This window comes from Hymenobacter siberiensis, from assembly GCF_018967845.1.
Lineage (GTDB): Bacteria > Bacteroidota > Bacteroidia > Cytophagales > Hymenobacteraceae > Hymenobacter > Hymenobacter siberiensis.
On sequence record NZ_JAHLZZ010000001.1, the window covers coordinates 4,078,805 to 4,104,520 of the forward strand.

The 25,716-nt window shown below is 62.0% G+C and carries 24 protein-coding genes and 4 pseudogenes; 14 read left to right on the forward strand and 14 right to left on the reverse strand.

Annotated features, from left to right (window positions below):
- Positions 1-133 precede the first annotated feature (133 nt).
- Genes dnaB through KQ661_RS17785 form a run of 3 tightly spaced genes read left to right on the forward strand, consistent with a single transcriptional unit; the run spans position 134 to position 3,919 of the window.
- Positions 134-2,692: a replicative DNA helicase gene (gene dnaB / locus KQ661_RS17775; protein ID WP_235727314.1), complete on the forward strand. Its 2,559-nt coding sequence runs from the start codon at positions 134-136 to the stop codon at positions 2,690-2,692.
- Positions 2,693-2,695: 3 nt separating this feature from the next.
- Positions 2,696-3,118 (forward strand): hypothetical protein, encoded by a 423-nt coding sequence (locus KQ661_RS17780; RefSeq protein ID WP_216727646.1) that lies wholly within the window; start codon positions 2,696-2,698, stop codon positions 3,116-3,118.
- A 12-nt stretch (positions 3,119-3,130) separates the two neighbouring features.
- Positions 3,131-3,919 (forward strand): sulfite exporter TauE/SafE family protein, encoded by a 789-nt coding sequence (locus KQ661_RS17785; RefSeq protein WP_216727647.1) that lies wholly within the window; start codon positions 3,131-3,133, stop codon positions 3,917-3,919.
- A gap of 13 nt (positions 3,920-3,932) precedes the next feature.
- On the opposite strand, the gene KQ661_RS17790 is transcribed toward KQ661_RS17785, so the two are convergent.
- From KQ661_RS17790 to KQ661_RS17805, 4 genes and pseudogenes are all read right to left on the reverse strand, one after another.
- Positions 3,933-5,138 carry a PepSY-associated TM helix domain-containing protein gene (locus tag KQ661_RS17790; protein ID WP_216728005.1) on the reverse strand — a complete coding sequence of 402 codons (1,206 nt, stop codon included), beginning with the start codon at positions 5,136-5,138 and terminating at the stop codon, positions 3,933-3,935.
- Between the two features lie 38 nt (positions 5,139-5,176).
- Positions 5,177-5,686, reverse strand: a complete 510-nt coding sequence (locus KQ661_RS17795) for a type IX secretion system membrane protein PorP/SprF (RefSeq protein WP_216727648.1) — start codon at positions 5,684-5,686, stop codon at positions 5,177-5,179.
- Positions 5,687-5,840: 154 nt separating this feature from the next.
- On the reverse strand, positions 5,841-6,203 hold the full coding sequence (locus tag KQ661_RS17800) for an LLM class oxidoreductase (protein WP_216727649.1): 363 nt from the start codon (positions 6,201-6,203) through the stop codon (positions 5,841-5,843).
- 18 nt (positions 6,204-6,221) lie between these two features.
- Positions 6,222-6,827, reverse strand: a pseudogene (locus KQ661_RS17805) (MsnO8 family LLM class oxidoreductase); the annotation flags it as partial.
- 254 nt (positions 6,828-7,081) lie between these two features.
- Here KQ661_RS17805 and KQ661_RS17810 point away from each other — a divergent pair.
- The gene (locus KQ661_RS17810) at positions 7,082-7,795 is read left to right on the forward strand and encodes a dienelactone hydrolase family protein (RefSeq protein WP_216727651.1); all 714 of its coding nucleotides are present in this window, start codon (positions 7,082-7,084) and stop codon (positions 7,793-7,795) included.
- Positions 7,796-8,030: 235 nt separating this feature from the next.
- On the opposite strand, the gene KQ661_RS17815 is transcribed toward KQ661_RS17810, so the two are convergent.
- Together KQ661_RS17815 and KQ661_RS17820 are read right to left on the reverse strand one after the other, a co-directional pair.
- Positions 8,031-9,068, reverse strand: a complete 1,038-nt coding sequence (locus KQ661_RS17815; protein WP_216689610.1) for a bile acid:sodium symporter family protein — start codon at positions 9,066-9,068, stop codon at positions 8,031-8,033.
- A gap of 97 nt (positions 9,069-9,165) precedes the next feature.
- Positions 9,166-9,669 (reverse strand): hypothetical protein, encoded by a 504-nt coding sequence (locus tag KQ661_RS17820; RefSeq protein WP_216727652.1) that lies wholly within the window; start codon positions 9,667-9,669, stop codon positions 9,166-9,168.
- A 189-nt stretch (positions 9,670-9,858) separates the two neighbouring features.
- On the opposite strand from KQ661_RS17820, the gene KQ661_RS17825 reads away from it, so the two are divergent.
- From KQ661_RS17825 to KQ661_RS17840, 4 genes are all read left to right on the forward strand, one after another.
- The gene (locus KQ661_RS17825) at positions 9,859-10,902 is read left to right on the forward strand and encodes an SDR family NAD(P)-dependent oxidoreductase (RefSeq protein WP_216689613.1); all 1,044 of its coding nucleotides are present in this window, start codon (positions 9,859-9,861) and stop codon (positions 10,900-10,902) included.
- Positions 10,903-11,389: 487 nt separating this feature from the next.
- The gene (locus tag KQ661_RS17830) at positions 11,390-11,818 is read left to right on the forward strand and encodes a hypothetical protein (protein ID WP_216727653.1); all 429 of its coding nucleotides are present in this window, start codon (positions 11,390-11,392) and stop codon (positions 11,816-11,818) included.
- A gap of 109 nt (positions 11,819-11,927) precedes the next feature.
- Positions 11,928-12,416: a hypothetical protein gene (locus KQ661_RS17835; RefSeq protein ID WP_216727654.1), complete on the forward strand. Its 489-nt coding sequence runs from the start codon at positions 11,928-11,930 to the stop codon at positions 12,414-12,416.
- Positions 12,388-13,254, forward strand: a complete 867-nt coding sequence (locus tag KQ661_RS17840) for a tetratricopeptide repeat protein (RefSeq protein WP_216727655.1) — start codon at positions 12,388-12,390, stop codon at positions 13,252-13,254. The genes KQ661_RS17835 and KQ661_RS17840 overlap by 29 nt, the downstream gene beginning before the upstream one ends.
- A 101-nt stretch (positions 13,255-13,355) precedes the next feature.
- On the opposite strand, the gene mutM is transcribed toward KQ661_RS17840, so the two are convergent.
- The 3 genes from mutM to KQ661_RS17855 all read right to left on the reverse strand — a co-directional run bounded on the left by mutM (position 13,356) and on the right by KQ661_RS17855 (position 16,415).
- Positions 13,356-14,210, reverse strand: a complete 855-nt coding sequence (gene mutM, locus KQ661_RS17845) for a DNA-formamidopyrimidine glycosylase (RefSeq protein ID WP_216689620.1) — start codon at positions 14,208-14,210, stop codon at positions 13,356-13,358.
- Positions 14,211-14,416: 206 nt separating this feature from the next.
- The gene (locus tag KQ661_RS17850; protein ID WP_216689622.1) at positions 14,417-15,331 is read right to left on the reverse strand and encodes a PhzF family phenazine biosynthesis protein; all 915 of its coding nucleotides are present in this window, start codon (positions 15,329-15,331) and stop codon (positions 14,417-14,419) included.
- A gap of 133 nt (positions 15,332-15,464) precedes the next feature.
- Complete coding sequence (locus KQ661_RS17855; protein ID WP_235727009.1) at positions 15,465-16,415, reverse strand: M48 family metalloprotease; 951 nt, start codon at positions 16,413-16,415, stop codon at positions 15,465-15,467.
- 356 nt (positions 16,416-16,771) lie between these two features.
- On the opposite strand from KQ661_RS17855, the gene KQ661_RS17860 reads away from it, so the two are divergent.
- On the forward strand, positions 16,772-17,236 hold the full coding sequence (locus KQ661_RS17860; protein WP_216689626.1) for a hypothetical protein: 465 nt from the start codon (positions 16,772-16,774) through the stop codon (positions 17,234-17,236).
- Between the two features lie 30 nt (positions 17,237-17,266).
- Complete coding sequence (locus KQ661_RS17865; protein WP_216727656.1) at positions 17,267-17,542, forward strand: hypothetical protein; 276 nt, start codon at positions 17,267-17,269, stop codon at positions 17,540-17,542.
- Here KQ661_RS17865 and KQ661_RS23125 read toward each other — a convergent pair.
- A pseudogene (locus tag KQ661_RS23125) lies at positions 17,542-18,276 on the reverse strand (IS5 family transposase); the annotation flags it as partial. The gene KQ661_RS17865 and the pseudogene KQ661_RS23125 sit on opposite strands and share 1 nt — an antisense overlap.
- 55 nt (positions 18,277-18,331) lie before the next feature.
- Here KQ661_RS23125 and KQ661_RS17875 point away from each other — a divergent pair.
- Positions 18,332-18,622 (forward strand): annotated as a pseudogene (locus KQ661_RS17875) (MOSC domain-containing protein); the annotation flags it as partial.
- Between the two features lie 84 nt (positions 18,623-18,706).
- The gene (locus KQ661_RS17880) at positions 18,707-19,912 is read left to right on the forward strand and encodes a DUF4394 domain-containing protein (protein WP_216727657.1); all 1,206 of its coding nucleotides are present in this window, start codon (positions 18,707-18,709) and stop codon (positions 19,910-19,912) included.
- Between the two features lie 330 nt (positions 19,913-20,242).
- On the opposite strand, the pseudogene KQ661_RS17885 reads toward KQ661_RS17880, so the two are convergent.
- Both KQ661_RS17885 and KQ661_RS17890 read right to left on the reverse strand, forming a co-directional pair.
- A pseudogene (locus tag KQ661_RS17885) lies at positions 20,243-20,653 on the reverse strand (RtcB family protein); the annotation flags it as partial.
- A gap of 382 nt (positions 20,654-21,035) precedes the next feature.
- On the reverse strand, positions 21,036-21,974 hold the full coding sequence (locus tag KQ661_RS17890) for a transposase family protein (RefSeq protein ID WP_216727659.1): 939 nt from the start codon (positions 21,972-21,974) through the stop codon (positions 21,036-21,038).
- Positions 21,975-22,147: 173 nt separating this feature from the next.
- Here KQ661_RS17890 and KQ661_RS17895 point away from each other — a divergent pair, with 173 nt between their 5' ends.
- Complete coding sequence (locus KQ661_RS17895) at positions 22,148-23,050, forward strand: histone deacetylase family protein (protein ID WP_216726610.1); 903 nt, start codon at positions 22,148-22,150, stop codon at positions 23,048-23,050.
- Between the two features lie 273 nt (positions 23,051-23,323).
- Positions 23,324-24,301: a J domain-containing protein gene (locus KQ661_RS17900; RefSeq protein ID WP_216727660.1), complete on the forward strand. Its 978-nt coding sequence runs from the start codon at positions 23,324-23,326 to the stop codon at positions 24,299-24,301.
- Positions 24,302-24,350: 49 nt separating this feature from the next.
- Here the strand turns inward: KQ661_RS17900 and KQ661_RS17905 are convergent, their stop codons facing one another.
- The gene (locus KQ661_RS17905) at positions 24,351-25,229 is read right to left on the reverse strand and encodes a hypothetical protein (protein ID WP_216689638.1); all 879 of its coding nucleotides are present in this window, start codon (positions 25,227-25,229) and stop codon (positions 24,351-24,353) included.
- A 187-nt stretch (positions 25,230-25,416) separates the two neighbouring features.
- Positions 25,417-25,713, reverse strand: a complete 297-nt coding sequence (locus KQ661_RS17910) for a putative quinol monooxygenase (protein WP_216689640.1) — start codon at positions 25,711-25,713, stop codon at positions 25,417-25,419.
- Between the last annotated feature and the right edge of the window lie 3 nt (positions 25,714-25,716).

Here is a 25,716-nt window from a genome sequence, read left to right on the forward strand (position 1 = left end):
TTTCCCGGCCGGTTTCCTCGTCTCCGCTATTTCGTTACTTTAGTTTCCCAATTCCCCTATGCCCGACCAGATGGACGACCGCCTGAAGCAATCCGCCGCCCGCGCCAAAGCGGCCTGGACCAATCGGGGGGGTATGGTAGTTCCTCAGAATGCCAGTGCGGCCGGCAAGCTGCCGCCCCAGGCCCCCGAGCTCGAAATGGCCGTGCTCGGTGCCCTGATGCTGGAAAAAGACGCCCTCACCTCGGTTATTGACCTGCTCAAGCCCGAGAGCTTTTACAAAGATGCCCACCAGCGCATTTACCGCGCCGTTATCCGGCTGTTCGATAAGTCAGAACCCATCGACCAGCTCACCGTGGTGCACGAGCTGCGCGAGATGGGCGAGCTTGAAGCCGCCGGCGGCCCCTTCTACGTAGCCAACCTCACGCTGAAAGTTAACTCGGCGGCCAACGTCGAGTACCACGCCCGTATCATCACTGAAACCGCCATCAAGCGCGAGCTGATTCGGATTTCGAGCGAAATCCAGCGCGATGCGTTCGAGGATACTACCGATGTATTCAAGCTGCTCGACGATACCGAATCGGCACTGTTCGAGGTGTCGGAATCGAACATCCGCAAGAACTTCGACGACATGCGGAGCCTGATGGGCAAAGCCATCAAGGAGCTCGAAGAAAAGAAGAACCAGGCCGACGGCCTGACTGGTGTACCCACCGGCTTCACGGCGCTGGACCGCGTCACTAGCGGCTGGCAACCATCTGACCTTGTGATTATTGCGGCTCGTCCGGGCATGGGCAAGTGTTTGGGCAAAGGCACCAAAGTGCTGTTGTTCAACGGCGACCTGTGCAACGTGGAAGACGTGCGCGAAGGCGACCTGCTGATGGGCGACGACTCGACCCCGCGCCGGGTCCTGAGCATTGCGCGCGGACGCGAAAACATGTACTGGGTGCGCCAAAACAAGGGCGACGACTACCGCGTGAACGAGAGCCATATTCTCTCCCTGAAACGCTCACGCAATGAGGGCCCACACCGCCACGGCGACGTGCTGAACATCACCGTAAAGGACTATCTGGCCAAAGACCCAAAATTCCGCTCAAACTATAAGGGCTACAAGGTGCCGGTGGAATTTGAGGCGCAGGAGTTACCCGTGGACCCGTATTTCCTGGGCGTATGGCTGGGCGATGGCAACACTGGTAACTGCCGCATCACCGGCCAGGACCCAGAAATCATCGATTACCTGCACGAATACGCCACTGCGCTGAAAATGCAGGTGACCGTGGGCGTGGTGGAAAATCGCTGCAACAGCTACGGCATTACCAAGGGCCGGCAGGGTGGCAACATTGCCGAGTATTCCTTGCAGGATGAGCTGCGGCAGCTGGGTGTGCTGGGCGATAAGCACATTCCCCGCGCCTACGCCATCAACTCGACCGAGAACCGCCTGCGCCTGCTGGCCGGCCTCATCGACAGCGACGGCCACCTCGACCCAGTTTCCAACGGCTACGAAATCACCCAGAAAAACCAGCGTTTGGCCCGCCAAATCAAGTTTTTGGGCGACTCGCTGGGCTTCCGCACTTCGCTCACGAAGAAGCGCGCCACCATTTCCAGCATCGGCTACGAGTGCGACGTGTGGCGCGTGCGCCTCTACGGCGACATAAACCGGGTGCCGGTGCGCGTGGCTCGCAAAAAGGCCCAGCCCTGGGCCTCGCCTGTTGACTGGCGGCAGACCGGCATTACCGTTGAGTTCGACAACGTGGATGACTATTACGGCTTTGAGATTGACGGCAACCGCCTGTTCCTGCTTCAGGACATGACGGTGACGCACAACACGGCGTTCGTGGTATCGGCCATGCGCAACGCGGCGGTTGATTTCAAGAAAGCTGTGGCCATTTTCTCGCTGGAAATGTCCTCCCTCCAACTCGTCAATCGTCTGATTTCGGCCGAGGCAGAGCTGGATTCCGAGAAAATCAAGAAGGGCAGCCTGGCCGACCACGAGTGGCAGCAGCTCAACCACAAAATAACGGCCCTCTCGGCCGCCCCGATTTACATTGACGATACGCCCGGCCTGAGCATTCGGGAGCTACGCACCAAGTGCCGCCGCCTGCGCTCGCAGAAGGATGTGCAGATGATTATCGTCGACTACCTGCAGCTGATGAGCGGCAACACCGACGGCCGCGGCGGCAACCGCGAGCAGGAAATTGCCAGCATCTCGCGGGCCCTCAAGGGCATTGCCAAGGAGCTGAACATCCCCGTGCTGGCCCTGTCGCAGCTTTCGCGCTCGGTGGAAACCCGGGGCGGCGACAAAAAGCCCCAGCTGAGTGACCTGCGGGAATCGGGCTCCATCGAGCAGGATGCCGACATGGTTATCTTCCTCTACCGCCCCGAATACTACGGCCTCGACCAGGACGCCGAGGGCAACTCGACCCAGGGCGTGGGCGAAGTCATCATCGCCAAGCACCGGAACGGCTCGCTCGAAACCGTGCAGCTCAAGTTCATCGGCAAGTACACCAAGTTTGCCGACCTCGATGGCGTGGGCGGCGGCTTCGACAGCGGCTACCAGCCCATGGGCCTGCCCGCCAGCAACTTCGACAACGAGCCAAGTCCTTTCGCCCCGAACACCATCCGGCTGGGCTCGAAGATTAACGAGTCGCCGGTGCCATTCCCGAAGAGCAACAGCTTCGGCGAGGAGCCGCCGTTCTAGCGTGTGATGCAGCCCACCAATCATTCGCTCGGTTTCGCCGCCGACCATCCGCTCTATTCGGCGCGGGCCATTCGGGCGTTTTCTATGTTGTTCACCGCAATTGCTGGCGGAGTGATGACGGCGCAGAATCTCAAGGATATTGGCCAGCCCGAAGCGGGGCGCAAGATTCTGTGGGTTAGCATCGTGTATGCTATTGCCATGATTTGGCTGCAGACTTCCTTCCACATCACTTCAGGCGGCCCCATTTTTCCCTTTGTAGTGGGCTATGTGGGAGCCATAGGGCTGGATGCCTATTCAAAGCAGTTCATCGAGAAACAAGCCGAGTTTCCGGCCAAAAGTATTTGGAAGCCGCTGCTCATTTGCTTGATTATCACCTCACCTTTGATAGTGCTTGTGGTTTACAGATTGATTTATCCCGAAGCATAAGTAGATTTTCGTATGCCTCACGGGATTGATTCGGTTACCATTGCTGCACTAGGCTTTTTCGCCTTTCTGGCCGGTTTTATTGATTCGATGGTGGGCGGCGGCGGGCTCATTCAGCTGCCGGCCCTGCTGCTACTGCTGCCCAAAGACACGCCCATTCCTACGGTGCTGGGCACGGGTAAAGTGGCCAGTCTGGCGGGTACGTCGGCGTCGGCATATCGCTACCTAAAGGGCCTCACGGGCGTACCCATTCGCTGGCGCACGGTGGCGGTAGCGGCCGTGGTGGCAGGTTGCTTCGCGTTGCTGGGCGCCCGCGCCGTGAGCGGCCTCAACAAGGAGCTGGTGAAGCCGCTGGTGCTGGCCCTGCTGGTGCTGATGGCCGCCTACACCTTCTGGCGCAAGGACTTTGGCAGCCTGCACGCGCCCCGCCTGCACGGTAGCCGCGAGCTGTGGACGGGCGTGGCGCTGGGCGCGAGCATTGGGTTTTACGACGGTTTTTTTGGGCCGGGCACGGGCAGCTTGCTGCTGTTTGCCTTCGTGGGGTTGTTTGGCTACGATTTCCTGGCCGCCTCGGCTTCGGCCAAAGTGGTGAACGTGGCCACCAACATTGCCGGGCTGGCTTACTTCGTTTCCACCGGGCAGGTGCTGTACCAGGTGGCGCTGCCCATGGCGGTGTGCAATGTGCTGGGCGCCATGCTGGGGGCGCGCATGGCCATGCGGCGGGGCACGGGCTTCGTGCGGGTGCTGTTTTTGGTGGTAGTCAGCGCGTTTATTCTGAAATTGGGCTGGGAGACATTTGCGTAAAAAGCCTGTAGCGCTAAGCGGCTTGCAGCTGAGCTTTACGCTGGCTTTTGCGCCGCCGGTTCCACCACATAATGGTGCCCGTAATGGGAAAGGTGGCCCCCAACAGCCCGATAGCAAAGGCCAGAATTTTGGTTGGCAAGCCCCCAATGGCCCCCGTGTGCACTGGCTTGAACAGGCCCCGAATACGCTGGCCCACCGGCCGCTGGACATACGGCTGGCTGCTGATAACGTGGCCGGAATACTGGTCGAGATACACTTCATCGGTGGCGTTCTCGGTGATGGCGCCGGGGCGCAGGATAGCCATCCGAATACTGCCGGTAGGCTCCTTGGGCATTTGCACGGAGTATGACTCAGCATCGGAGGCCTGCTGGCGAGCCAGGGCCAGCACGGCATCGGCGGCGAAGGGCGCGGTGCCGGCCACAACGGGCGCGGCCGAGGTGGGCGGTTCGGGCCGCTTCAGGGGCGAGTGGGTGAGCTTGTTGATGCCCGCACCCACCCAATCGAACGACATATCGATGCCCGTGAGGGCCATGATGAACAGAAGCACGGCGGCATAAAAGCCCAGCGAGATGTGAAAATCGTGGTTCAGGCGCTTCCACCCGCTGCCCCATTTCACTTTCAGGCGCGGCATGAGGGCTTTGCGGGCGGTAGGCCACCACAGCACCAGCCCGGTACTGAGGATGAACAGAAACACCACAGAATTCACGCCCATCACCAGCTTGCCGGTTTTGCCGGCCACCAGGCCGCGGTGCAGCTGCTCCACGGTTTTGAAGAAGTTGTCGCGCGGGTTGAGCTCGCCCGTGATGGCGGCCGTGTAGGGATTGACGAAGATGCGGGGGCCGCCGCCCTCGCCTTTACCACCCTTGTCGCCTTTGCCGCCTTTGCCGGGGCCAGCGTCGGGACGGCCTCCGCCGACCATCCGGCCCGCGCCGCTGCGGGCATCCCCTTTCCCCTCCTTGTCCCCACCGGCCAGGCTGACTTCCACAGTGCGGGCGGGGTCGGCGTAGAGCTTGAAGCCGCCGATTTTGGCTTCAGGTTTGGAGGCTTTCACGGCCTCGGCCAGCTGCGCCAGCGGCAGGCGCGGCGTGGTGGCGGGGGCCACAAAGTAGCGCGCCGGGTGCCACGCCTGCTCTATTTCCTGCTCGAAGGCCAGCACGCTGCCCGTGAGGCATACGAACACGATAATCAGGCTGTTGCCCAGGCCCAGCCAGCGGTGGATGGTGCGAAAAAAGGGTTTTGGTCGGGCTCATCGGCTTATTAGTACAGCTTGTAGCTCAGCGTGGTGGCGAAGGTGCGGGGCACGATGGGGTTGATGCTGTTGTCGTTGTGCACGTTGTAGCTCAGCTCATTGAGCAGGTTGGCCATTTTGAAGCGCACCGAGAACCGCTCGTAGGCATAGCCCACCGAGGCATCAAAGAGGAAATAGTTGGGCAGGGCAATGAGCTTGAAGGCATCAGCCGATGCCGTGCCGTTCGTGGCCCAGGGCTTGCCGGTGGTGGGGTCGAGCAGGCGGGGGTTGCGGCCGGCCAGGCGGTCGCCCACGTAGTAGACCGTCAGGCCGACGCTGAGGCCGCGCAGGAAGTTATTGTTGGCGAATACATTGGCAAAGCTGTAGTACAGGCTGGCATTGGCCGTGTGGGCGGGGTTGTAGCGCAGGCGGCTGCCGTCTTCGTAGAGGTTGCTGCGGGTGTAGGCCGTGTGGTTGTAGCTGTAGCCGGCAATGAACGAGATGCCATTGACGGGCCGGCTCTGGATATCGACTTCCACGTCCTTGCTAGTGACCTGGCCGGCCAGCTCCTACGGGCTGGCAGTAGCGGCCGTGAGAAAGCGCGGGGCGATGGGCAGCACGCTCTGGACCTGATTGCTGTTCACGATGCGGTAGGCCATCACGTTGGCCGACAAAGCCCCCTTAAACAGGTCGCTATATCGTGCTGGCGAAGTCGTGAGCTCTGTTAGGCGTCAGTGTACAGCCGTTCAACCAGGCCAGCTGGGCCTCGTGCTTGGCCGGCGTGGGCGTTAGCTCGAAGGCTTCGGCCAACAGCTCGTAGGAGCGCAGGCGGTCCTGGAAATCGGCGGTGATGGTGACGACCGTGATTTCATCCACCCCGTAGTCGGCGGCTAGCTGGGTGAACTGGGCGTGCACCTGCTCGGGGGTGCCGCTCACCACGCGGTTGCGGTTGGAAGCAAGGTGGGCCTGGTCCTGGGCGGAGAAATGGTGGTTACGCACTTCTTCGGTCGAGGGAAAGGTGCGGTATTCGCCCCGGTTGAAGCGGATGAGCTGCATGTCCATTGCTTTGCGCAGCTACTGGGCTTTTTCCTCGGTATCGGCGCAAAACGTGAATACGGCCACGTTGGCCAGCGGCGCGGCCAGCTCGCGGCTGGGCCGGAACCGCTCGCGATACTGGCGCACGGCCGCCGGGCCGCCCGCCCCGTTGATGAACTGGGCGAAGGAAAACGCCATGCCCAGGTGCGCGGCAAACAGGCCGCTCTGGCCGCTGGAGCTCAGCAGCCACAGCTCCGGCGCGGCAGGGATTTGGGGGGCGGCCATCACCCGCTCGTGAATGGTGTCGGGCACCTTGTCATCGCGCAAATAGGCCTGCAGGTCCATGAGCTGCTCCACGAAATCCTGCTCGCTGAAGGTGTTGCTGGGGTTGAGGGCGTGGGCCGTGAGGCGGTCGCCGCCGGGGGCACGGCCCATGCCCAGGTCGATGCGACCGGGAAACAGGACTTCGAGCAGGCGGAAGTTTTCGGCCACTTTCAGGCCCGAGTAGTGGGGTAGCATTACGCCGCCCGAGCCCAGCCGGATGTGCTGCGTCTGACTGCCGAGATGGGTAATGAGCACCTCGGGCGTAGAGCCGGCCAGCGTGTGGGTATTGTGGTGCTCGCTCACCCAGAAGCGGGTGTAGCCGAGGCGGTCGACAAGCTAGGCCAGCTGCACAGTTTCGAGCAGGGCCTGACGGGCGGTACTGCCCGGCCGGATGGGCGACTGGTCGAGGACGTTGAGGCGGATTTGGGGGGTGGATTTCATAGCCAGCGGATTGGAACAAGGTGGTGAACCCCTGGTGGGGCCATCCGGTTCGGAAAAGCGCCCGGGCCGGACCGGCGCAATGAACAATTGCCCGTTCAGCTGTTAGTGCCCGAAACAATCCCAAATCCTTTCAAATGAGCAACCAGAATTTCGTCACCCTCGCCGTGGCCGATGGCACCGAGATGCGTGCCTACACCGCTTTCCCCAGCAGCACCGGCCCCGTACCGGGCATCATCCTGTTGCAGGAGGCCTTCGGCGTTAACCACCATATCCGCAGCGTGGCCGACCGGCTGGCGGCGGCCGGCTATGCCGTTATCGCCCCCGAGCTGTTCCACCGCACGGCCGCGCCAGGCCTGGAAATCGACTACGCCAATTTCGGCACCGAGGCCATGCCCCACTACATGGCCATCAATAACGATGACCTGACTTCGGACCTGCAGGCAGCCTACGCCTGGCTGCAAACCCAGCCGCTGGTGAAAGCTGAAAAAATTGGCAGCATCGGCTTTTGCCTGGGCGGCCGGGTATCGTTTCTGGCCAATGCCGTGCTGCCGCTGGCGGCAGCCGTATCGTACTACGGCGGCGGCACCCACACCATTACCGACCGCGCCAAAGACCTGCACGCCACACACCTCTTTTTCTGGGGCGGGCTCGATGAGCACATTGGCAAAGCCGATATTAACCAGGTAATTGAGGCGGTGGAAGCGGCTAATAAGCCCTACATCAACACCGTCATCTCCTACGCCGACCACGGCTTCCACTGCGACGCACGGGCCAGCTACCACCCTGAAGCCGCCAAAGAAGCCTGGGCGCTGACGCTGGCGTTTTTTGGGGAGAAGCTGGGCGCGTAAGCACCGGTGCAGAAGTAAGCGTATGCTCCGGTCCGACCGCCCTAGACGGTCCGACCGGTTGTCGTTAAACCGAAATCGCTGGTGCTTCAACCGGTCAGACCGCCTAGAGCGGTCGGACCAGCAGGCCCGACTCAAATACGGTTACTTCTGCCCCAGTACTTAAACGCTGATAAAGCGTGACAATAGACCGTCATGCCTCGGCTGCGCTCGGCATGATGGTCTTTTTTGTTCGTGTTTACCTGATGACCATCGCCGGCTCTATCACCGGCTGGCGGCCCAGATACTGCGCCATGCTGCTGGCCAGCACAATCTGCAAGGCATGGTAGAGCATGAGCGGCAGCAGAATAAGCCCCGTGGCGGCGCTGGCCGGAAACAGCAGGCTGGCCATCACACTACCGTGCACCAGCGACTTTTTCGAGCCGCAGAAAACGGCCACAATCTGGTCGGCGCGGGGGAAGTGGAGGGCGCGGCTCAGGGCCCAGATGATGCCGAACACCAGCAGGTACAGCGCCACCATGCCCGCGCCCAGCTTGAAAATATCGGCCGGGCGGTAGCGGCTGAAAATGCCATCGGCGAAGGAATCGCAGAAGGCGGTGAAGACGATGAGCAGGATGGTGACCTGGTCGAAGATGCGCAGGCCGGCCTTGTGGCGCTCGGCGAAGGCGTGGAAGCGGGAATTGAGCAGCACCCCCGCCCCTACCGGCAGCACCACCTGCCACAGCAGCTGCACGGCCAAGCTCCAGAGCTGGCCACCGCCCGTGCTGGTGTGCAGGAAAAAACTGCACAGCAACGGCGTGAGAGCTATGCCCAACAGACTGGAAATACTGGCGTTGAAAATGGCCGCCGGCAGGTTGCCGCCCGCAATGCTCACCATCACCACCGACGTGGAAACCGTGCTGGGCAGCGCGCACAGAAAGAAAATGCTTTGCCAAAGCAGCTCGCCGCCTTCAGTCCCAAAAAACGGGTGCACCAGCAGCGCCAGGGCCGGAAACAGCCCGAACGTACTCAGCTGCACCAGTGTGTGCAGCCGCCAGTTGCGCATGCCGTCGCGCAGCTTTTCAAAGCTCAGCTTCAGGCCATAAAAGAAAAAAACCAGCGCCACGCCCACCGTCGTAATGGCGTGCCACGGCACAGGACTGGCTTTACTGCCCAGGCCGGGCGCGAAGTAGGCCAGCGCCACCACACCCAGCAGCGCCAGCAGAAACCAGTCGAGCCCGGCGCGGGATAAGAGGGCGGCAAAGCGGTTTGGGGCAGCGGGCGGAATGGGAGTCATAGCGCAAGAATACGCCGGACGGGCCAGGATGATGCGGCCGGGCTACGAAAAGGCGCCCGTCATCCTGAGTGGAGCGAAGGATGACGGGCGGTCCGGCCTACTCGTTGGGAACACCGCCGCCCAGGCCGGGCGCGGCGTTGCCCTGCACGCCCTGTGCATTGGGCACGCCCATTTTCTCTTCGCGCTTACGCTGGTATTTGCCGAACTGGGCGGGGTTGAGTACGTCTTTGAGGGCTTCGAGGCGCGAGCGGCCGGCACTTTCTACCACGCCGGCCAGCTTGCGCGGGTCGGCGTGGTAGCGCAGCCGGCCGATTTCGACCTGCTCTACGGCGCGGCGATTGATGACGCGCACCTTCTCGGTTTGCTGGGGGTTGAGGCCCAGGTTTTGCTGCATGTTGGTGGTGAGGGCGTTGGCTTTGGCATCGATAACGGCATCGGGCGGCGAAACCACGAAGGGCTCGGCTGGCACGGTGGTTTTGATTTTGACGCTGGGCTGACCGGCGGGCTTCACCTTGGTTTTGACGGTGGCCTGCGCCTGGGCGGCCGGAGCCGCCGACAACAGGGCCAGGGCCAGCAGCGGCGAGAGCAACAAAAATTTCATAGAAAAGCGAAAAAGCAAAAAGCAGCGCCCGGAAACATAGCGCTATGAAAGAGTAAATATCGACCAAAAGCCCGGCTCATATCGTGCCGAACGCCTTTCCACGCATCTTTCGTGCCAGCGAACCCCGAAAATTCGGGCCTCCCCGGCTCAGCTTGCAACCTTTGGGCTGCTTTTTCCATACTACTGACTATGAAACAAGCCAAACGCTCGAAATCAAACTGGCTGCTGGCCGCCGGCCTCGGCGCGGCTACGCTGGCCGCCACCCTGTGGGGCAACCGCCGGGGCTCCTACGACCTGAGCCGCCGCGTGGTGCTCATCACCGGCGGCTCGCGCGGGCTGGGCCTCGTGCTGGCCCGCCAGGCCGTGGCCGAAGGCGCCCGCGTGGCCATCTGCGCCCGCGATGAAGCCGAACTGGCCCGCGCCCGCCAGGACCTGCTAATGGCCGGCGCCGCCGAGGCCGACGTGCTCACGCTCTCCCGCGACGTCACCAACGAAGTCGAGGTACGCACGATGGTAGCCGAAGTCGAAAGCCGTCTCGGGCCGGTTGATGTACTCGTGAACAACGCCGGCATCATCACCGCCGGCCCACTGGACAACATGGATTCGCGCGACTTTGAGGAGTCGATGGCCGTGCACTTCTGGGCGGCGCTGCACGCCATGCAGGCGGTGCTGCCCAGCATGCGGCGGCGCGGCGCGGGTCGCATCGTCAATATCTCGTCGCTGGGCGGCAAGGTGGCGCTGCCCCACATGGCCCCGTACAGCGCCAGCAAGTTTGCGCTGGTGGGCTTGTCCGAAGGTTTCCGGGCCGAGCTGCGCCAGCACGGCATTTCGGTGACCACCGTGTGCCCTGGCCTGCTGCGCACCGGCAGCCAGGACCACGCGCTGGTGAAGGGCCAGCAGCAGAAGGCGTTTGCCTGGTTCAGCATTGCCGATGCGCTGCCCGGCTTCACGCTCAGCGCCGAGCAGGCCGCCCGCCAAATCTGGAACGCCTGCCGCCGGGGCGACGGCGAGGTCATTCTGTCGCTGCCCGCCAAGTTTCTGGCGGCCTTCCACGGCCTGCTGCCCGGCACCACCACCGACATTCTGAGCTGGATGAACCGCGCCCTGCCCGCCACCGGCGAAAGCCCGGCCGCCAACGTGCGCCGCACCGGCTTCGAGAGTGAGTCGGACATTACCCGCTCGCCCCTCACGGCGCTCACCCGCAAAGCCGCCGCAAAAAACAACGAGCTATAAGCCCAAATACCCCGAATAGGCAGTTCGGCCCGCCAAAACGATTCCAAGCGGATTGTTCTGGCGGACCGAATTACCTATTTGGGGTTTTCGTTTTTACGGCGCATCCTGCGCCCTGCGTATTTCCGTTGAGCTTATTCTAGGGCATTGATTTCGGTCGCGGCATTGCCACGCCATTAACAGTTACGAAATCCTGTTTCCGGGGCTGTTGACGCTACTATTGTGGCTGCTGGCACGGCAGTAGCACTTGGACGACGGGCGGCGATTTGAGCTGTTTCTGAGCAGTTGTATACTGTTGCAACTGCTGGTGGGCTTTATCAAGATTACCTGATGATTTATCGCGGCTGGGGCTCACAGCCATTCAGTGGGCTTGCGTGGCGGGGCTGGGGTATTATGGGTGGGGGTGGGTGCGGGAGGACGGAGTAAAAAGAAAAACAGACTTTTCTTCGGCATCCGTTCGTTAGTTTCTCGGTACACGTTCAGCGGTCTTATGAAATTACTTCTTTTGCTTGTGCTGTTGCCTTTCGGCCTCTCGGCGCAGAAGCTGGATAGTTGCGGCCTCAACAACCGTTCCTTGCTGAATGCGCAGGAGGCAGCCTATTTCAACACGCGCCATGAGGATACGCGCGGGGAATTCAGCTTTCTAAATAAGCGCCTGATATTCATCACGGGTGAAGCAGGAGGCATGCTGGGCAGCAAACGTGGCTATTTCGACGATGTGAAAAAATGGCAGGCTGCGTATAAGCGTAACGACGTCGGGGGCTCCAGCCTGATAGTGCTTACCGAAGCCCAACGGCTGCAATCGAACGGATACGATGCCATTGTCACCTACTGGACAATAGTTCATCCTTCGGCCGACCATATAATCAAGCGGGTCAACCGAAAGGCGACAAAGCACCAGTATCCCTTACCCGATTGACCCTCCTTCCCATGTTAGCGCATCAATACATTTATTGCGATTTCACGCTCGGGCTGCTCTCACAGTGCCTGCGCCGCATCGATGCCAGCCGGGCAATAATAGTCTCTGCATGAAATACTTGTTTGTCAGCTGGCTAGTGCTGCTTGTAAACAGCATATCCACCCACGCCCAGTACCTCCCATTCCACGGCGGCGAATACCTCGACACCACCACCACCCGCAACCCCGCCTGCGCAAAGACCATGACGCTGCCCTACTTCGCCGTGGATGGAAAGTACCCGCGCAGCTCGGCCACACTGGTGCGCGAGGCCACCGCCTTTCTACAGCGCGGCAACCGCAAATTTGGCGGCAGCGGCTACCTCACGTTTCGTTTTGTGGTCGATTGCGCGGGGTTTCGGCAGCCGATGACGCAGGTGCTGCAAACCGATGCGAGTTACGCAGCCATTCACTTCCGCCCGGAGCTGGTGCAGGAGCTGTACGCCTTTCTGAAAACGCTGAAGGACTGGCGAATGGTCACCTATAGCGACCACGCCGTGAGCTACTTCACCTATTTAACGTTCAAGCTAACCGATGGAAAAGTGGTGGCCGTTATTCCTTAGCCTGCTGGTTCCGGCTTGTCGCGGCTATGGCCAGGCACTGGCTGCCGCCGGCATCCCGCCGCTGGCGGCGGCGTGTGGCAGCAAAGCCTACCAAGACAGCCTCGTGGCCCGGTACCTCGACCGGGGCGCGCACCGCGTCAGCTACCTCAGCCCGCAGTGGGGACAGTATTGCGACAGCCTGATTGCGGCCTGCCCCAACATTGCCTACGCCTACCAGCAGAAGGCCATGCCGCTGATTAAATGCGGCGACTACGCCCAGGCTTTCCCACTGGTAGACAAGGCCGTGGCGCTCGATGCAAACCGCTGGCTGGCCTACCGGGGCTTCCTCAAGTGCATTTTCACGAAGGATTATACCGGGGCCATTACCGATTTCCAGCGCGTGGCCAGGCTCAAGCCCAACGGCCGCGAGATGGACCACACGTATCCGTTTTTCGAGGGTATTTGTGAGCTGGAGCGGGGGCATTACCAGCTGGCCGAAACCGCGCTGGCCCAAGATATGGCCTTGCAGCGCGGCCCCGACGGCCAGGGCCCGGTTCACTTCAACACGCTATTCTATGCCGGCGTGACGGCCGCCCGGCTCAAGCAATCCACCCAGGCGCAATTCTACTTACAACAGTGCCTGAAAGCCTATCCGCAACATCCGGAGGCCAATTATTACCTGGCGCTCACCTACCAGGCGCAGGGCCAGCCAGCCTTGGCCCGCCAGCATCTGGAAGCCGCGCAACGGGCCCTGATTGGCGGCTACCGGCTGAATGAGGACAATATTTTCTACACCAACTACCCGGAGCAGATAACAGAGTTCGAAGTGACGCAGGCGCTAAAGGAAATCAATGAGTAACCAATTGATTTACAAAGATTTTACATCTTACATCATGTAATTTCTGTCAACGCAGGAATTGGCTATGATTTGGGCATTACCCGGCGGGCATCGGCCTGGCCTCAACCGCCGGCGGCCTGGGCGGCAGGCACTAAAGCGGGCGCAGGCTGGCACTTCGGGCAGAGGTAGGTGGCCCGGCCGCCCACGTAGTATTTCTCGATTTTCACCTTCGGGTGGCGCGGGCAGAAGGTGTGCGCGTCGGAGCCGGGCGTAGCCGAGTCGTCCCACTCGCGGGCGTGGATAAGGAATCTCTTGGGGAAATATTTATAGTTGGCCTCGTGGGCAATGGCCGTGGTGAGCACCAGCTGAATGGCGGCGTGGAGGGCTTTAAATTCGGTTGAGGATAACGAAGCACCCAGCCGCTCGGGATGAATTTTGGCCTGAAACAGCACCTCGTCCACAATCCAGTTGCCGAGGCCGGCGGTGATGCCCTGGTCGAGGAGCAGCGGCTTGAGCAGCGTTTTGCGGCGGCTGATTTTGGCCTGCAATTCGGCGGCGGTGATGGCGAGGGCATCGGGGCCGATTTTTTTGGCGGCCTGGTGGGCGGCGGCGCTTTCAGCGAGGCGGATACGGCCGAATTTGCGCGGGTCGATGAAGGCCAGGCGCAGGCCCGAATCGTCGAGGTGCAGGGCCACGCGGGTGAAGCGCGGGGCGTCGGGCTCGTCGCGGTAGGCGCCGATGTCGCCGGTCATGCCGAAGTGCAGCACCAGCACCTGGCCGTTATCGAGCTCCACAAAGCAGTTTTTGCCCAAGCGGCTGGTGCCCGTGATGGTGCGGCCCACCAGGCCGGCACGGAGCTGGTCTTCAGGCGTGGCCAGCACGTGGGCATCGTTCACCTGCACGGCGGCAATGGTCTGGCCCACGGCAATTTCGTCGATAAAGCGGCGGTAGGTTTCGACTTCGGGTAACTCGGGCACTTGGGAAGGGTTGAGTTTTGAGGGTTGAATGTTGAAAAAGGCCGTCATGCCGAGTGCAGCCGAAACATGACGCACGGGGAAGTAACTCAATCGATTGGTTTACTACTGCACGCGAGATGCTTCGGCTGCGCGGACGCCAGATGAAGCATGATATTCTTTTTCTGGCTCATTAACAGAAACAAGCCAGGCGCGGTTGCCTTCCCTGCCTACAAACCTCCGCGCAGCCCGCCTTCCAGCACCACCACGCCGGTGCCGCCAATCTGCACCGCTGCAATGGCCTCGCGCGGGCCGCTGATGCGAACCTGCACCGCGCCGGCCCGGTCCATGTCGTGGCCCTGCTCGGCGATAAACTCGGGCGAGTTGATATAGCCGTGGTGCCAAAGATAGGCCGCCATGCCGCCGGTGGCCGAGCCCGTGACGGGGTCTTCCGACACGTCGGGCGGGGTGCCGAAGTGGCGGGCGAAGGTGTGGCCCGCCGGCGTGGCCCCGCCCAGGCAAAACAGGTGCGGACTGAAGAAGTCGCTGGTGGCGCGGTAGCGGCCCAGGCCGGCGGCGTCGGCTACGTGAGCGCGGCGCAGGGCGGCGTGGTCACGTAGCAGTATCATGAGCTGCGGCGTGCCGGTGCTCACCGTCTGGATGGGCGCGCCGGGCAGCAGGTCATCGTGTCTGAGGCCGAAGAGCGGCAGCACCGCTTCCGGCGCGTGCATGGCCCCAAAAATTGGTTGCCGCTGCGTCATCCAGACCAGGGCCGGGGCCCCGGCCGCACCCGGCAGTACATCGACCCGAATGGGCCCGTGCAGCAGGTGCAGCGTGAGCGTGAGGGCCCCGCCGGAAGCGGGCAGCGCCACCCGGCCCGCGTGCAGCAGCGCCGTAATGGTGGCAATAGTGGGGTGCCCGGCCAGCGGAATTTCCTCGGCCGGCGTGAAAAAGCGCACCGTGAATTCGGTGCTGCCGGGCGCGGCGCGGTTCACAAAAGCGGTTTCCGACTGGTTGAACTCGCGGGCCAGGCGCTGGCGAAGCACAGGGTCGAGGTCGTCGGCATCGAGCACCACGGCGCAGGGGTTGCCGCGCAGGGGCTCGGTGGTGAAGGCATCAATCAGCAGAAAAGGAAGCTGGGACATAAGGCAGTGAATGGGGGACATGGGGAAACCGGCCGCGAAGGAACAACAGCCGGCCAGAACCAAACCCGCCGCCCCACAAAAAAGCCGGCCCGCAATTACGCAGGCCAGCTTTCGATTATGGGCAAACGGCTCCTTACATGGTGTCGTGCAGCTTAGCTACGCGCTGGCCGGCTTTGTCGTACACGTCGCCGCGGGCCGTGATGAACAGGCGGTGCTGCTGGCCATCGGTGAGCACGAAGGGGAAAGTTTCGTTGGTGGTGCGCGTCACGCGGCCCACCACTTCGGCGTTGTCGTCCTCATCTACCCGCACCACTTTCAGGGCGTTGGTGAGGTAGTAGCGCTGGCTGGGGTCGTTGCGGAAGGTGAGCTGGCCCACGAGGCGCACGGCCCCACCGGTGTTCTGGCTTACGGCCACCATTTCGCCCTCGTCATCGGCCTGGGCCGTGGGGTAGCGGCGCACCGGCTGGCGGGCGTAGGTTTCGCGGGCCGGCGGCGCTGCTACCACGGCCGGCGCGGCCGAGGGCGCGGCCGCGCGGGCACTGGCCACCAGCTGCGAATTGGCCCGCTGCCAGCCCTGGCCGATGGCGGCCAGGCGCGGCGTGCGGCCGGGGTGCGTGGCCGAGTCGTCGGCATCGGGCACGGTGGCCATGGCGGCCTGGGCCTGGGCCAGACTGGCTCCCAGCTTGCGCAGCACGAAACCGGAGAATTCGTCGGCCTCCAGCTCATCGGCGGGCTGCGAGCCACCGGCGCGCAGGGTGTGGCCGTTGAGGTGGTGGCCCATCTCGTGGGCCAGAATGCTGATGCCGGCCCAGTCGGTGTGGCCGGCGCGGTTCACGGAGTTCAGGAAATCGGGGTTGTAGAGCAGGAACCGCTTGCCGTTGTACACCACGGCGGCCGCGTTATCGACTTCGCGGGTGGCGCGCAGCTCGAAGCGGGCTTTGAGGCCCACGGCATCGGTGATTTCGCGGATAACGTCGGTGGGCGCAGGGGCGGTTTGGGCCTGCGCGGGAGCGGCCAGGGCCAGCGGCAGCACAAGCAGCAGCGGAGCCACCAGGCGGCTGATAAAACGAGGGAGGAAAGCCATATCGAAGCAGGAGAAGGGAAATGACTGTTGATTACAAATCTAAAGGCAAGCGTAATGCCAGCTTTCAGCGCCCGCTGACGGGCTTATTAGCAAGCGGATACTGGTGTAAAGCCCGCCATAACCAACAGTTAAGCGCCGCAGAATTGCCGCTGAAAATCAGCCAACGACGCGGGGCCGCTTTATTGCGCCATTGGCAACATATCCGGCTGGTTAAATAACGATTTTACCCCGCTGGCAGTTCATTAAAGGAGAGTCGTTGCCCGGGAAAAAGGGTTGCGTGATTCCGGCCGCCCACGGGCCCGGAGTAGCTTTGCGCCTCCGGCCGCCATCCCCCATTCCGTTTTCATTTAGCGTTGATGAACCAAGCCCACCTGCACCTCATTGTCAACCATGTGCCCATCATGGGCAGCCTTTTTGCCGCCGTGCTGCTGGCGGCGGGCGTGCTAAAGCACAGCCTCGACCTCACCAAAGCCGGCCTGGTGGCCGTGCTGGCCGCCGGCCTGCTGTGCCTGCCGGCCCAGCTTACGGGCGAGGGTGCGGCGGCCATTGCCCTCAACCTGCCCCGCGTGAGCCGCGCCCTCATCCAGAACCACGAGGCGGCGGCCGAGCTGGGTTTCTGGGTGTTGGAGGCAGCGGCGGCAATGGCCCTGTTCGGGTTGCTGCTGCTGAAGAATGGGTCGCCCAAAGCCCGCCTGCTGACGCTGGCGGCGCTGGCAACGGCCGTGCTTAGCTTCGGCCTGCTGGCCCGGGCCGGCAACCTCGGCGGCCAGATTCGGCATACCGAAATCCGGGAGGGCTTTGGCACTCCCGACGAGCTGTAATATCCCACAACCAAGCCCCGTCCCTTTCGCATGGCTTTTCCTTTTTTTGGCGACGATAAATCGACGGTGGCGCGCCTGCTGGGCACCCTGCCCCAAACCGGCCGCGTGACCTGGATTGGCCAGCGCCCGCTGCGTCGCGAGCCACTGGTGTCAGTGCCCGAAGTCGAATTAAAAACCGACTCCCACATGCTCGGCGACCACGCCCGGCCCAAGGCGGGCGGCAAGCGGCAGGTCACGCTTATTCAGCACGAGCACCTAGAGCGTGAGGACAATAAAAGATTTATTTATTTACCTAAGCCAATCTAGCGTAGCACCAATATACCAAAAGGCGAGGAAGGAAACGGCGGTTTTTTCGTAGCGGGTGGCCAGGCGGCGGTATTGCTTGAGGCGGCCAAAAAAGCGCTCGACTTTGTTGCGGTCGCGGTAGGTTTCTTCGTCCATTGCCAAGGGTTCTACCCGGTTGGGATGGCTGGGAATGACGGCTTCGATGCCCCTTTCGGTGCAATAGGCGCGGGTTGCGTCGCTGTCGTAAGCCGTGTCGGCCAGCACTTTGCCCGGCTGCAGGTCCGCCAGCAAGGGCAGCGCCTGCGGGCTGTCGCCCGCCTGGCCTTCGGTCGCAATCAGCCGCACGGCGTTGCCCAGCGACTCAACGCAGGCGTGAATTTTGGTGCCGATGCCCCCGCGGCTGCGTCCGAGGCACTCGGTGGCGGCGTTACTTTTTTTTGGCCCGCTGAATGCTGGTGCGCCCGCACGACGGTCGAATCGAGCATGACCCAGTCCAGTTCGGGGGCTTGCAGGGCCTGGAAGGCCCGCTCCCAAACCCCTTTGGTCGCCATGCGCCGGAAGCGCTTGCACACGGTGTTGAATTTGCCGAAGCGTTCGGGCAGGTCGGCCCACGGGCAACCGGTGCGCATTATCCACACGACCGCGTTGAAAAACAAGCGGTTGTCTTTGCCCGTTACCCCGCAATCCGTGGCTTTACCCGACAAAAGGGGACTCACCGCCAGCCATTGAGCATCGCTAATCTCATGTCTTCTCATAAATAATTTCTTCGTTATAAACGATTGCCAAAGCAAAGGTAATTGTCCTCACGCTCTAGCGGCGGTGGCGGGCTACCTGGGGCTGGATGCGCCGCTGGACCCTGCCCGCCTGCGCCGCAACCTAGTGGTGAGCGGTCTGAACCTGCTGGCCCTGAAAAACCGTCAGATTCACATCGGCGATGAGGTTATTCTCGACATCACCGGCGAGTGCCACCCCTGCTCGCGCATGGAGGAAGAGCTGGGCCCCGGCGGCTACAACGCCATGCGCGGGCACGGCGGCCTCACGGCCCACATTGCGCAGGGCGGCATCATTCGGGTGGGCGATGCGGTGCGGGTGGTGGCGTAGCCGGCGCAGGCCCGGGCCAGTAACTTTCGGCAGCGGGTAGCCGTTTGCAGAACAGGCATTTCACCCGTTATCGCTCCGATTTTTATGGCTACTTCTTTACGTTCGTTTTCCGGGCGGGCCGGTATTTTGCTGGGCCTGGTCGTGCTGGCCGGCCCCGTCGCTCTGGGCCAGACGGTGTATGGGCTGGGCACGCTCACGGCTCCCTATCTGGGCTCGCCGGCCGGGTCGCAGGGCCTGGTTGCCATCAATGTGGCCAATGGCATGGCCGTGGGCACGCCCGCTACCGTGGCCGGCGTGGCGGCCGGCCAGAGCCTGGTAGGCATGGATTTCCGGCCTGCCAACGCCCAGCTCTACGCCCTGGGCTACGACACGGCCGCCCTGGCCCCCGCCCCCAATGCCCAGCTCTACACCCTGAACCTGACCAGCGGGGCCGCCACACCGGTAGCGCCCGCCCTGCGCCTGGAGCTGGGCCGCCGCACCGCCCGCATCGGCTTCGACTTCAACCCCCTGGCCGACCTGATTCGGGTGGTGAGCACTACCCGCGCCAACTACCGCCTCAGCCCCAGCACCGGCGCGCTGGCCGGCACCGATACCAACCTGACCTATGCCAGCGGCTCGCCGGCCACGCCCGGCATTGGGGCCGTGGCCTACACCAACGCCTTTCCCGGCGCGACCAACACCACACTCTACGCCTTCGACGAGCTGAATAACGGCCTGCTTTCGGTAGTGAGCCCGCCCAATGGCGGCGTACTCACGGCCCCGGTTACGGTGATGCTGCAGGTGCCGTCGGGCACGTATGGCATTGGGTCGCCGCAGGCCATCGATTTCGATATTTATTTCAATGCCGGCCTCAACCGCAACGAAGGCTTCCTGATGGAGGTGACGGCTGGCGGCAGCAGCAACTTCTACCGCTTCAATCTGACAACCGGCCTGGCCACGCTGGTGGGCAACACGGTACCGGCAGTAGTGCCCTTCGTTATCCGCGACATTGCGGTGGGCATTGGTGCGCCGCTGGCCACAACCCCGGCCGCCCTGGCACGGCTGGCGGCGGTGTACCCCAATCCGGCCCGGGGCACGGCCACCCTGCTCCTGCCCGCCACCCTGCGCGGCAACCAGCCCACGCTGGTAACCGTGACCGATAACCTGGGCCGCCCGGTGCTCACGCGCACCCTGGCCGCCGGCCCCGCCGAAGCCCTTGACCTGCCGCTGGCCGGCCTTGCCCCCGGCGTGTATTCGGTGCAGGCCCGCACGGCGGCTGGCCTCGTGGCCAAGCGACTGATGGTGCAATAACCCCTGCTACTACCCGTCCTTTCTGGGATAAAAAGCACAACGCCACGGCTGCATTGGCTAGGGCGTTGTGCTGTGGGATACCATTTCCCTGTAATTAAAAAACCTCCCGCCAAGGGCGAGAGGCTTTCCGAGCTATGAAAACAACTGTCCCCTGTAAGAGACACGCAGCTATGTACGCACGGCACCGGTCGTTCGGATTGCGGGGGAATTAACTGCTGCAACGCAGTTGCTGCTGAAGCAGGAGCTTTTGTTTCTGGTTTCTAGTATCTGGCTGGACGCTATTGAGCCGTTTTTCAGGATCAAAACCAACCAGCAACGAGAAACCAGCCATCAGGCCCCGTCCATCCGCACGATTTTGGGCGTGAAGGAGCCCAGCACGTCCACCAGCTCGTGCTGGCTGGCCATCACGGCGTAGATATATTTGTAGGCCATGGGAGCTTCGTCGAGCCCTCCGCCGATGAGCTCGATGCCGTGGTCGGCGAGGTACTTGCGCACCTGGCTTTCGCCCAGGTCGGCCTTGGCGCGGGTGCGCGACATGAACCGCCCCGCCCCGTGCGAAGCCGAAGGCAGCGACCCGGCCCCGTTCCGCCCCCGCACAATAAAGCCGGGGGCCGTCATCGAGCCGGGTATGATGCCGAGCACGCCCGTGCCGGCCGGCGTAGCCCCCTTGCGGTGGGTGATGACCTCGCGGCCATCGGCCAGCCGCTCCTTCCAGGCGAGGTTGTGGTGGTAGTTCAACATAGATTCGATATAATTTTTGTAAAGTATTGATTATAAATTTACCATAAGTTTTAATGCAGTGCTTTATTTTGGGGCATCCAACTTTTTGCGGGTTTTGTTGGATAGGTAAGCGGCTGTTATGGGATAGGGTGCCAGTACGGGCAAGGTTGCACTTTGGCAGGTTGGGCGTATGGTGTAGGCGGCTGGCTGTGGTGGGCGCTGGCTGCTGCTGTGGGTGGTGGTGGTGAGAGGGAGTAGCCGGAAAACGCTCAGAAACGGGCCTAGGTTGAACGCTTATCAGCTGGAAAGGGAATTAACGGAAGGATACCATTCGTCGGGTGCTGTGGCTGCCTAGCATCTGCCTTTTTTCGTGTACTGGCGTAAATACTAAAGCTTGTGCGGATTACTTGTCAAGATTGGCGGGTGCGTGTGTGAGATAAGCCCGGTGTTGGCTGCGGACGCGCAGGTTGTGCTGTCCGCAAGCCACCACCATCACGGTGTCGCGAAACCAGTCGCCGCGTAGGCGCAGCTTGTCGCGGACCATCCGTAAGCGCTTGATGCCGCTGTGGACGTGTTCAATGACCACCCGCAATGAGCTGAGCAACTGATTGTAGAGCAGTTGGGAAAAGGTCAGCTCGCCTTTCGGCGGCTTCTTATGGGGCATCTCGATGAGCACCCCCGGCGGCCGATGGCCGAGGAAGCCCAAATCCTGCCGCAGCACGCTGCTGACCGGCAGGCACAGGGGGTAGAGGTCGACCTTTTTTTGTCGTGCACCCGCCCGGACTCGGTGGGCGAAAGATCGTGCAGGTACTGCGTATCGTCGGATAAGGTGATGTTTTTCAGGGCGTGGACTTTTTTTGGCGCTGTACTCTTCTTCCTGTGCTGCCCGGTCGGCGTTGCGCGGAATGCCGCGCTCCACCCCGTCGCAGGTGAAGACCTTCACCGGGTGCGCGGCCAGGCGCTGGGCCAGCTGCGCCCCGTCGCGCACGGGCAGCAGGTGCCGGGCGGCCAGCGTCTGGTTGAGCACGTCGAGCAAGGGGCCCGCCAGGCGGCTCACGCGGGTCTGCGACACGCCGAAGCTGGCAGCCTGGTGCTGCTGCAAGGAATTGGTTTTGAGGTAGGTCAGCAAGAAAAAAAGCTTCGTGTCGGTGCCCGCTAAGGTGGCGTTGGCCCGTTCCCGGTGCGCCGGGATGCGCCGCCGGTCGCCGTCGAGGGTATGGTAGCGGTGGTAGCGCTCCCAACGGGGCGTAAAGTCAGTGAGCAGGTCATCAAATTCGGCGGGCAGCAGGCTGGTCAAGGCCAAAAACTGCGTCGGCCGCTCGCGCAGGGCCACATAATTCATCCTCAAAAATACGGCCTCGCCTCACGGGATAACATAACTAGCTTTACCGCATCAGCATTACTATTCAGCAATTCAGTTTGCCAATGTAGAGACGCATCCTTGCGTCTCTACATTGTGCTGGAGTTCTTGAACGAATTAAAACATCTGCCCCGGATTACTAGTACCTGCGACGTATGCCCCGCCTCGCCACTTCCGACCACTACACCCTCGACCTGCCCGCCGGCCACCGCTTCCCCATCGCCAAATACGCCCTGATTCGGGAGCAGCTCCTGTGGCAGAGCATTGCCGAGCCGGCCGATTTCTACGAGCCCGGCCTCTGCGCCGAGGCCGATGTGCTACGCGTGCACACCGCCGACTACTGGCACCGCGTACGCGACCTCCAACTCACGCCCCGCGAAGTGCGCAGCCTGGGCCTGCCGCAAAGCCCAAAGCTGGTGCGCCGCTCGCTGAGCAGCAGCGCGGGCACGCTGCAATCGGCCCTGCATGCCTTGTGCGACGGCATCGGCCTGAACCTGGCCGGCGGCACCCACCACGCCTTCGCCGACCGGGGCGAAGGTTTCTGTGTGCTCAACGACCAGGCCATTGCCGCCGCGCACCTGTTGGCGCACGGACTGGCCCGGCAAGTTTTGATTGTGGACCTTGACGTGCACCAGGGCGATGGCACGGCGGCCATTTTCCGCAACGAGCCGCGCGTGTTCACATTCTCGATGCACGCCGGAGCCAATTACCCGTTGCGCAAGGAGCAGTCGGACCTGGATGTTGCGCTGGCGCTGGGCACCGATGATGCAGCATATCTGGCGCAGCTTGCGGCTACGCTGGGACCACTGGTGGAGCGCGTGCGGCCCGATTTCATCTTCTACCAGGCGGGGGTGGACGTGCTGGCGACGGACAAGCTGGGCAAGCTGGCGCTCACGCCCGCCGGCTGCCGGCGGCGCGACGAGCTAGTGCTGGGCCTGTGTCACGCCCGCCACCTGCCGGTGGCAGTGAGCATGGGCGGCGGCTACTCCGAGCGGCTGGCCGATATCGTGGACGCGCACTGCAACACGTTTCGGGTGGCCTTTGAGCTGTGGCCGTAAATTCACCCCATCCCCGGCCCCTCCCCGTGCGCCTCATCCCCCGGCCCCTTCTCCGAAAAGAAGAAGGGGCCGGGGGATGACCTTGCAAACCACTTTTTGAGCGCGCCGCCGTGGCTCCCCCTCTACTTTTCGGAGAAGGGGCCGGGGGATGAGGCGCACGGGGAGGGCGACGACAGTAGAACTTAACGGCTCTGGGGCCGGGGGTGGGGTGAAGCAGTAGAACTACCTTTACAGCTGATGAAAAACCCTGATTCCGCGCATCCCAAACGTATTATGGTCCCGGTACTGACCACTGAGCCGCCCACCGGAACCCTCGCGCAACAAGCATTCCGGCAGGCTATTCTGGATGTGGAGAACCTGCGCGAGCGGCTGCGCGACCTGCGCGCCGAGCAGGCCGAGGCCCGGCGGCGCTACTGGCAGCAGGTGGGGCCGGCGGCCACGGCCGTGGTGGCGGCCCGCCACGCGCTGTATGCGCCGCTGGAAGAAGCCCTGCTGCTGAGCTACTTCAGCCGCATGGAAGAAGCCCAGATTACGGGCGTGATTCTGGGCAATGCTCATAACCTAGAAGACCGGTTTGGAGAGGATGAAGCGGCCATTATCCGCAAATATGCCCCGGCCGGGCACCGCCCCGCAGGAGCCAAACCCGCCGCCGGGCGCAAAAAACCCGAAGATTCGGCCCCGGAGTTTATCCCCGACCCTACCCTGCCGCCACACGAGCAGGCTGCCGCCGCCGCCCGCGCCCGTCGCAAAACCAAGGCCCAGCGCCAGCAGGAAGCCGCCGCGCTGGCCGACCAAAAGCAACTCGAAACCAACGCCAAAACCATCTACCGCCAGCTGGCCCGCACCCACCACCCCGACCTGGAGCGCGACCCCGAAAAGCAAGCCGACAAAACCGCCCAGATGCAGCGCATCACCGAGGCCTACGAGGCCGACGACCTCTACACGCTGCTACAGCTCCTAGCCGAATCGGCCCCCGCCGACGCGGCCGCCGACGATGTGCTGGCCCGCTACACCCGCGCCCTGCTCCAGCAGCAAATTCAGCTGAAGCAGGAAATGAACGAGCTGAAATATGGCCCCAATGGCTTCGCCATGGCCTCGGGCAAGAAGCAGGAACTGGAGCTCCGCCAGCTCAAGCGCGACCTGCGCGCCGAGGCCGAATACGTGCAGCACATTGGCCGGATGATGAGCGATGCCGACGGCTTGCGTGATGTTTTGCGCCAGCTCGCCGCCGAAGACCTGGATAGCATCTAGCGCGCTGCCGCTGAGCAGAGGCTCGGCTCCGTCCTGATTTCAGCCAAAATCAATCGTGGCCTTTGGGTTGGTGCTTGGTGAGGTACGACAGTCGGCCATCGGTGAATAAGTTGTGGAAATACGCCACGGCGATGGCAAATACCACGGAAAACAAGCTGAGCAGCGCGTTATAATACACCGGGGCCAGCAGCGAAAACCGGATAAATACCGTTACCAGCACAAAGGCGGAATACCGGAAAACGTCCGGGTAATGCAGCGTGTACCGGAAGGCCACGAGCATGAATAGCAGGTCGGCAAAAATTAATATCATGTAGAACCTGTCTGCAGACTGCACCCAATGGCTGCTGCTAAACATGTGAAAAACATCGTATCCATACATGCCCAGCAGGGTAACGAAGACGAGCAGCGCAATGAATTGTTTCAGCAATACGAATTGCAGCTTGTCGCTTTCCTGCGTGATGGAGCGGTGCCGCTGAATACCGTAGTAGACGTAAATCAGCAGGAAAACCAGCAGGGCGCCCACACCATCGGCCACCATTTTATACACCGATTCGAGCTGGCTTTGCAGCGGAAGCTGGAAATTGTAGTGCGAAAATTCTTTGAAAGAAGACCGCAACAAAATCAGGCTCAAAATTTCAATTTGCTTGCCGATGGAATTCGCAATGGATTCGGGAATAACAAATACCAGGCTCACCATTTCAAAAAACAGCAACAGCGTAAACGATATTTCCACGGCTTGCAGGAAATGGATTTGGCCCCACATGCCCGGCAATTGCAACATGCCGGTGTAGTTGACCAAGGCCACTGCGATGCTCAACACAAACACCGTTACCAACGCCACGCTCAGCAGATAAGCCGTCCGCTTGCTTTCCCAGATGAGTTGTAGGGGTAAATAAGTTGCCTGTACGATGCGAGCCAGTAGTAGCATAAGTGGTAGTCTATTTACAGCATTTTCAAACTCATATATTACTCAACAATAATGAACGCAAAAAAGCCAGCCACTCAGGCAGAAACCTGAACAGCTGGCTTTAGGATGCAACCCGGACGCGGGAAAGTCTTATCAGGCAGCAGGCGCACCGGCACGGCCCAACAGGAAACGACCGCAAAGGGCGTGCTTACGCGCCTTTCGAGGCCAGAATGTCTACCATTTCAATATGGGGCGGGCTAGCCCACAGGTCGGCGTGGGTGCCCAGGGCGGCGGCTACCTGCCCGGCGAGATGGGCTTTGCGGCCGGCTTCATCGAGGAAAGTATCGAAAATACCGAACGTGGAAGGGCCCAGGCGCAGGGCGTACCAGGTGGTCGTAGCAGGCTCCGCTTCGACGATGGGCAGGGCCCCGGCCAGAAAATCGGCGACGGTCTGCTCATGACCAGGTTTTACTTCGAGGCGAACTAACAGCGCAACTTTTACCATGAC

What these genes read in the sequence shown, in the direction of transcription:
- dnaB (WP_235727314.1), top strand. Translation starts at nt 134, where the DNA reads ATGGTAGTTCCTCAGAATGCCAGTGCGGCCGGCAAGCTGCCGCCCCAG.
- KQ661_RS17785 (WP_216727647.1), top strand. Translation starts at nt 3,131, where the DNA reads ATGCCTCACGGGATTGATTCGGTTACCATTGCTGCACTAGGCTTTTTC.
- KQ661_RS17800 (WP_216727649.1), bottom strand. Translation starts at nt 6,203, where the DNA reads ATGCAGCTCATCCGCTTCAACCGGGGCGAATACCGCACCTTTCCCTCG.
- KQ661_RS17810 (WP_216727651.1), top strand. Translation starts at nt 7,082, where the DNA reads ATGAGCAACCAGAATTTCGTCACCCTCGCCGTGGCCGATGGCACCGAG.
- KQ661_RS17815 (WP_216689610.1), bottom strand. Translation starts at nt 9,068, where the DNA reads ATGACTCCCATTCCGCCCGCTGCCCCAAACCGCTTTGCCGCCCTCTTA.
- KQ661_RS17820 (WP_216727652.1), bottom strand. Translation starts at nt 9,669, where the DNA reads ATGAAATTTTTGTTGCTCTCGCCGCTGCTGGCCCTGGCCCTGTTGTCG.
- KQ661_RS17825 (WP_216689613.1), top strand. Translation starts at nt 9,859, where the DNA reads ATGAAACAAGCCAAACGCTCGAAATCAAACTGGCTGCTGGCCGCCGGC.
- KQ661_RS17830 (WP_216727653.1), top strand. Translation starts at nt 11,390, where the DNA reads ATGAAATTACTTCTTTTGCTTGTGCTGTTGCCTTTCGGCCTCTCGGCG.
- KQ661_RS17835 (WP_216727654.1), top strand. Translation starts at nt 11,928, where the DNA reads ATGAAATACTTGTTTGTCAGCTGGCTAGTGCTGCTTGTAAACAGCATA.
- KQ661_RS17840 (WP_216727655.1), top strand. Translation starts at nt 12,388, where the DNA reads ATGGAAAAGTGGTGGCCGTTATTCCTTAGCCTGCTGGTTCCGGCTTGT.
- KQ661_RS17850 (WP_216689622.1), bottom strand. Translation starts at nt 15,331, where the DNA reads ATGTCCCAGCTTCCTTTTCTGCTGATTGATGCCTTCACCACCGAGCCC.
- KQ661_RS17855 (WP_235727009.1), bottom strand. Translation starts at nt 16,415, where the DNA reads ATGGCTTTCCTCCCTCGTTTTATCAGCCGCCTGGTGGCTCCGCTGCTG.
- KQ661_RS17860 (WP_216689626.1), top strand. Translation starts at nt 16,772, where the DNA reads ATGAACCAAGCCCACCTGCACCTCATTGTCAACCATGTGCCCATCATG.
- KQ661_RS17865 (WP_216727656.1), top strand. Translation starts at nt 17,267, where the DNA reads ATGGCTTTTCCTTTTTTTGGCGACGATAAATCGACGGTGGCGCGCCTG.
- KQ661_RS17880 (WP_216727657.1), top strand. Translation starts at nt 18,707, where the DNA reads ATGGCTACTTCTTTACGTTCGTTTTCCGGGCGGGCCGGTATTTTGCTG.
- KQ661_RS17890 (WP_216727659.1), bottom strand. Translation starts at nt 21,974, where the DNA reads ATGAATTATGTGGCCCTGCGCGAGCGGCCGACGCAGTTTTTGGCCTTG.
- KQ661_RS17895 (WP_216726610.1), top strand. Translation starts at nt 22,148, where the DNA reads ATGCCCCGCCTCGCCACTTCCGACCACTACACCCTCGACCTGCCCGCC.
- KQ661_RS17900 (WP_216727660.1), top strand. Translation starts at nt 23,324, where the DNA reads ATGGTCCCGGTACTGACCACTGAGCCGCCCACCGGAACCCTCGCGCAA.
- KQ661_RS17905 (WP_216689638.1), bottom strand. Translation starts at nt 25,229, where the DNA reads ATGCTACTACTGGCTCGCATCGTACAGGCAACTTATTTACCCCTACAA.
- KQ661_RS17910 (WP_216689640.1), bottom strand. Translation starts at nt 25,713, where the DNA reads ATGGTAAAAGTTGCGCTGTTAGTTCGCCTCGAAGTAAAACCTGGTCAT.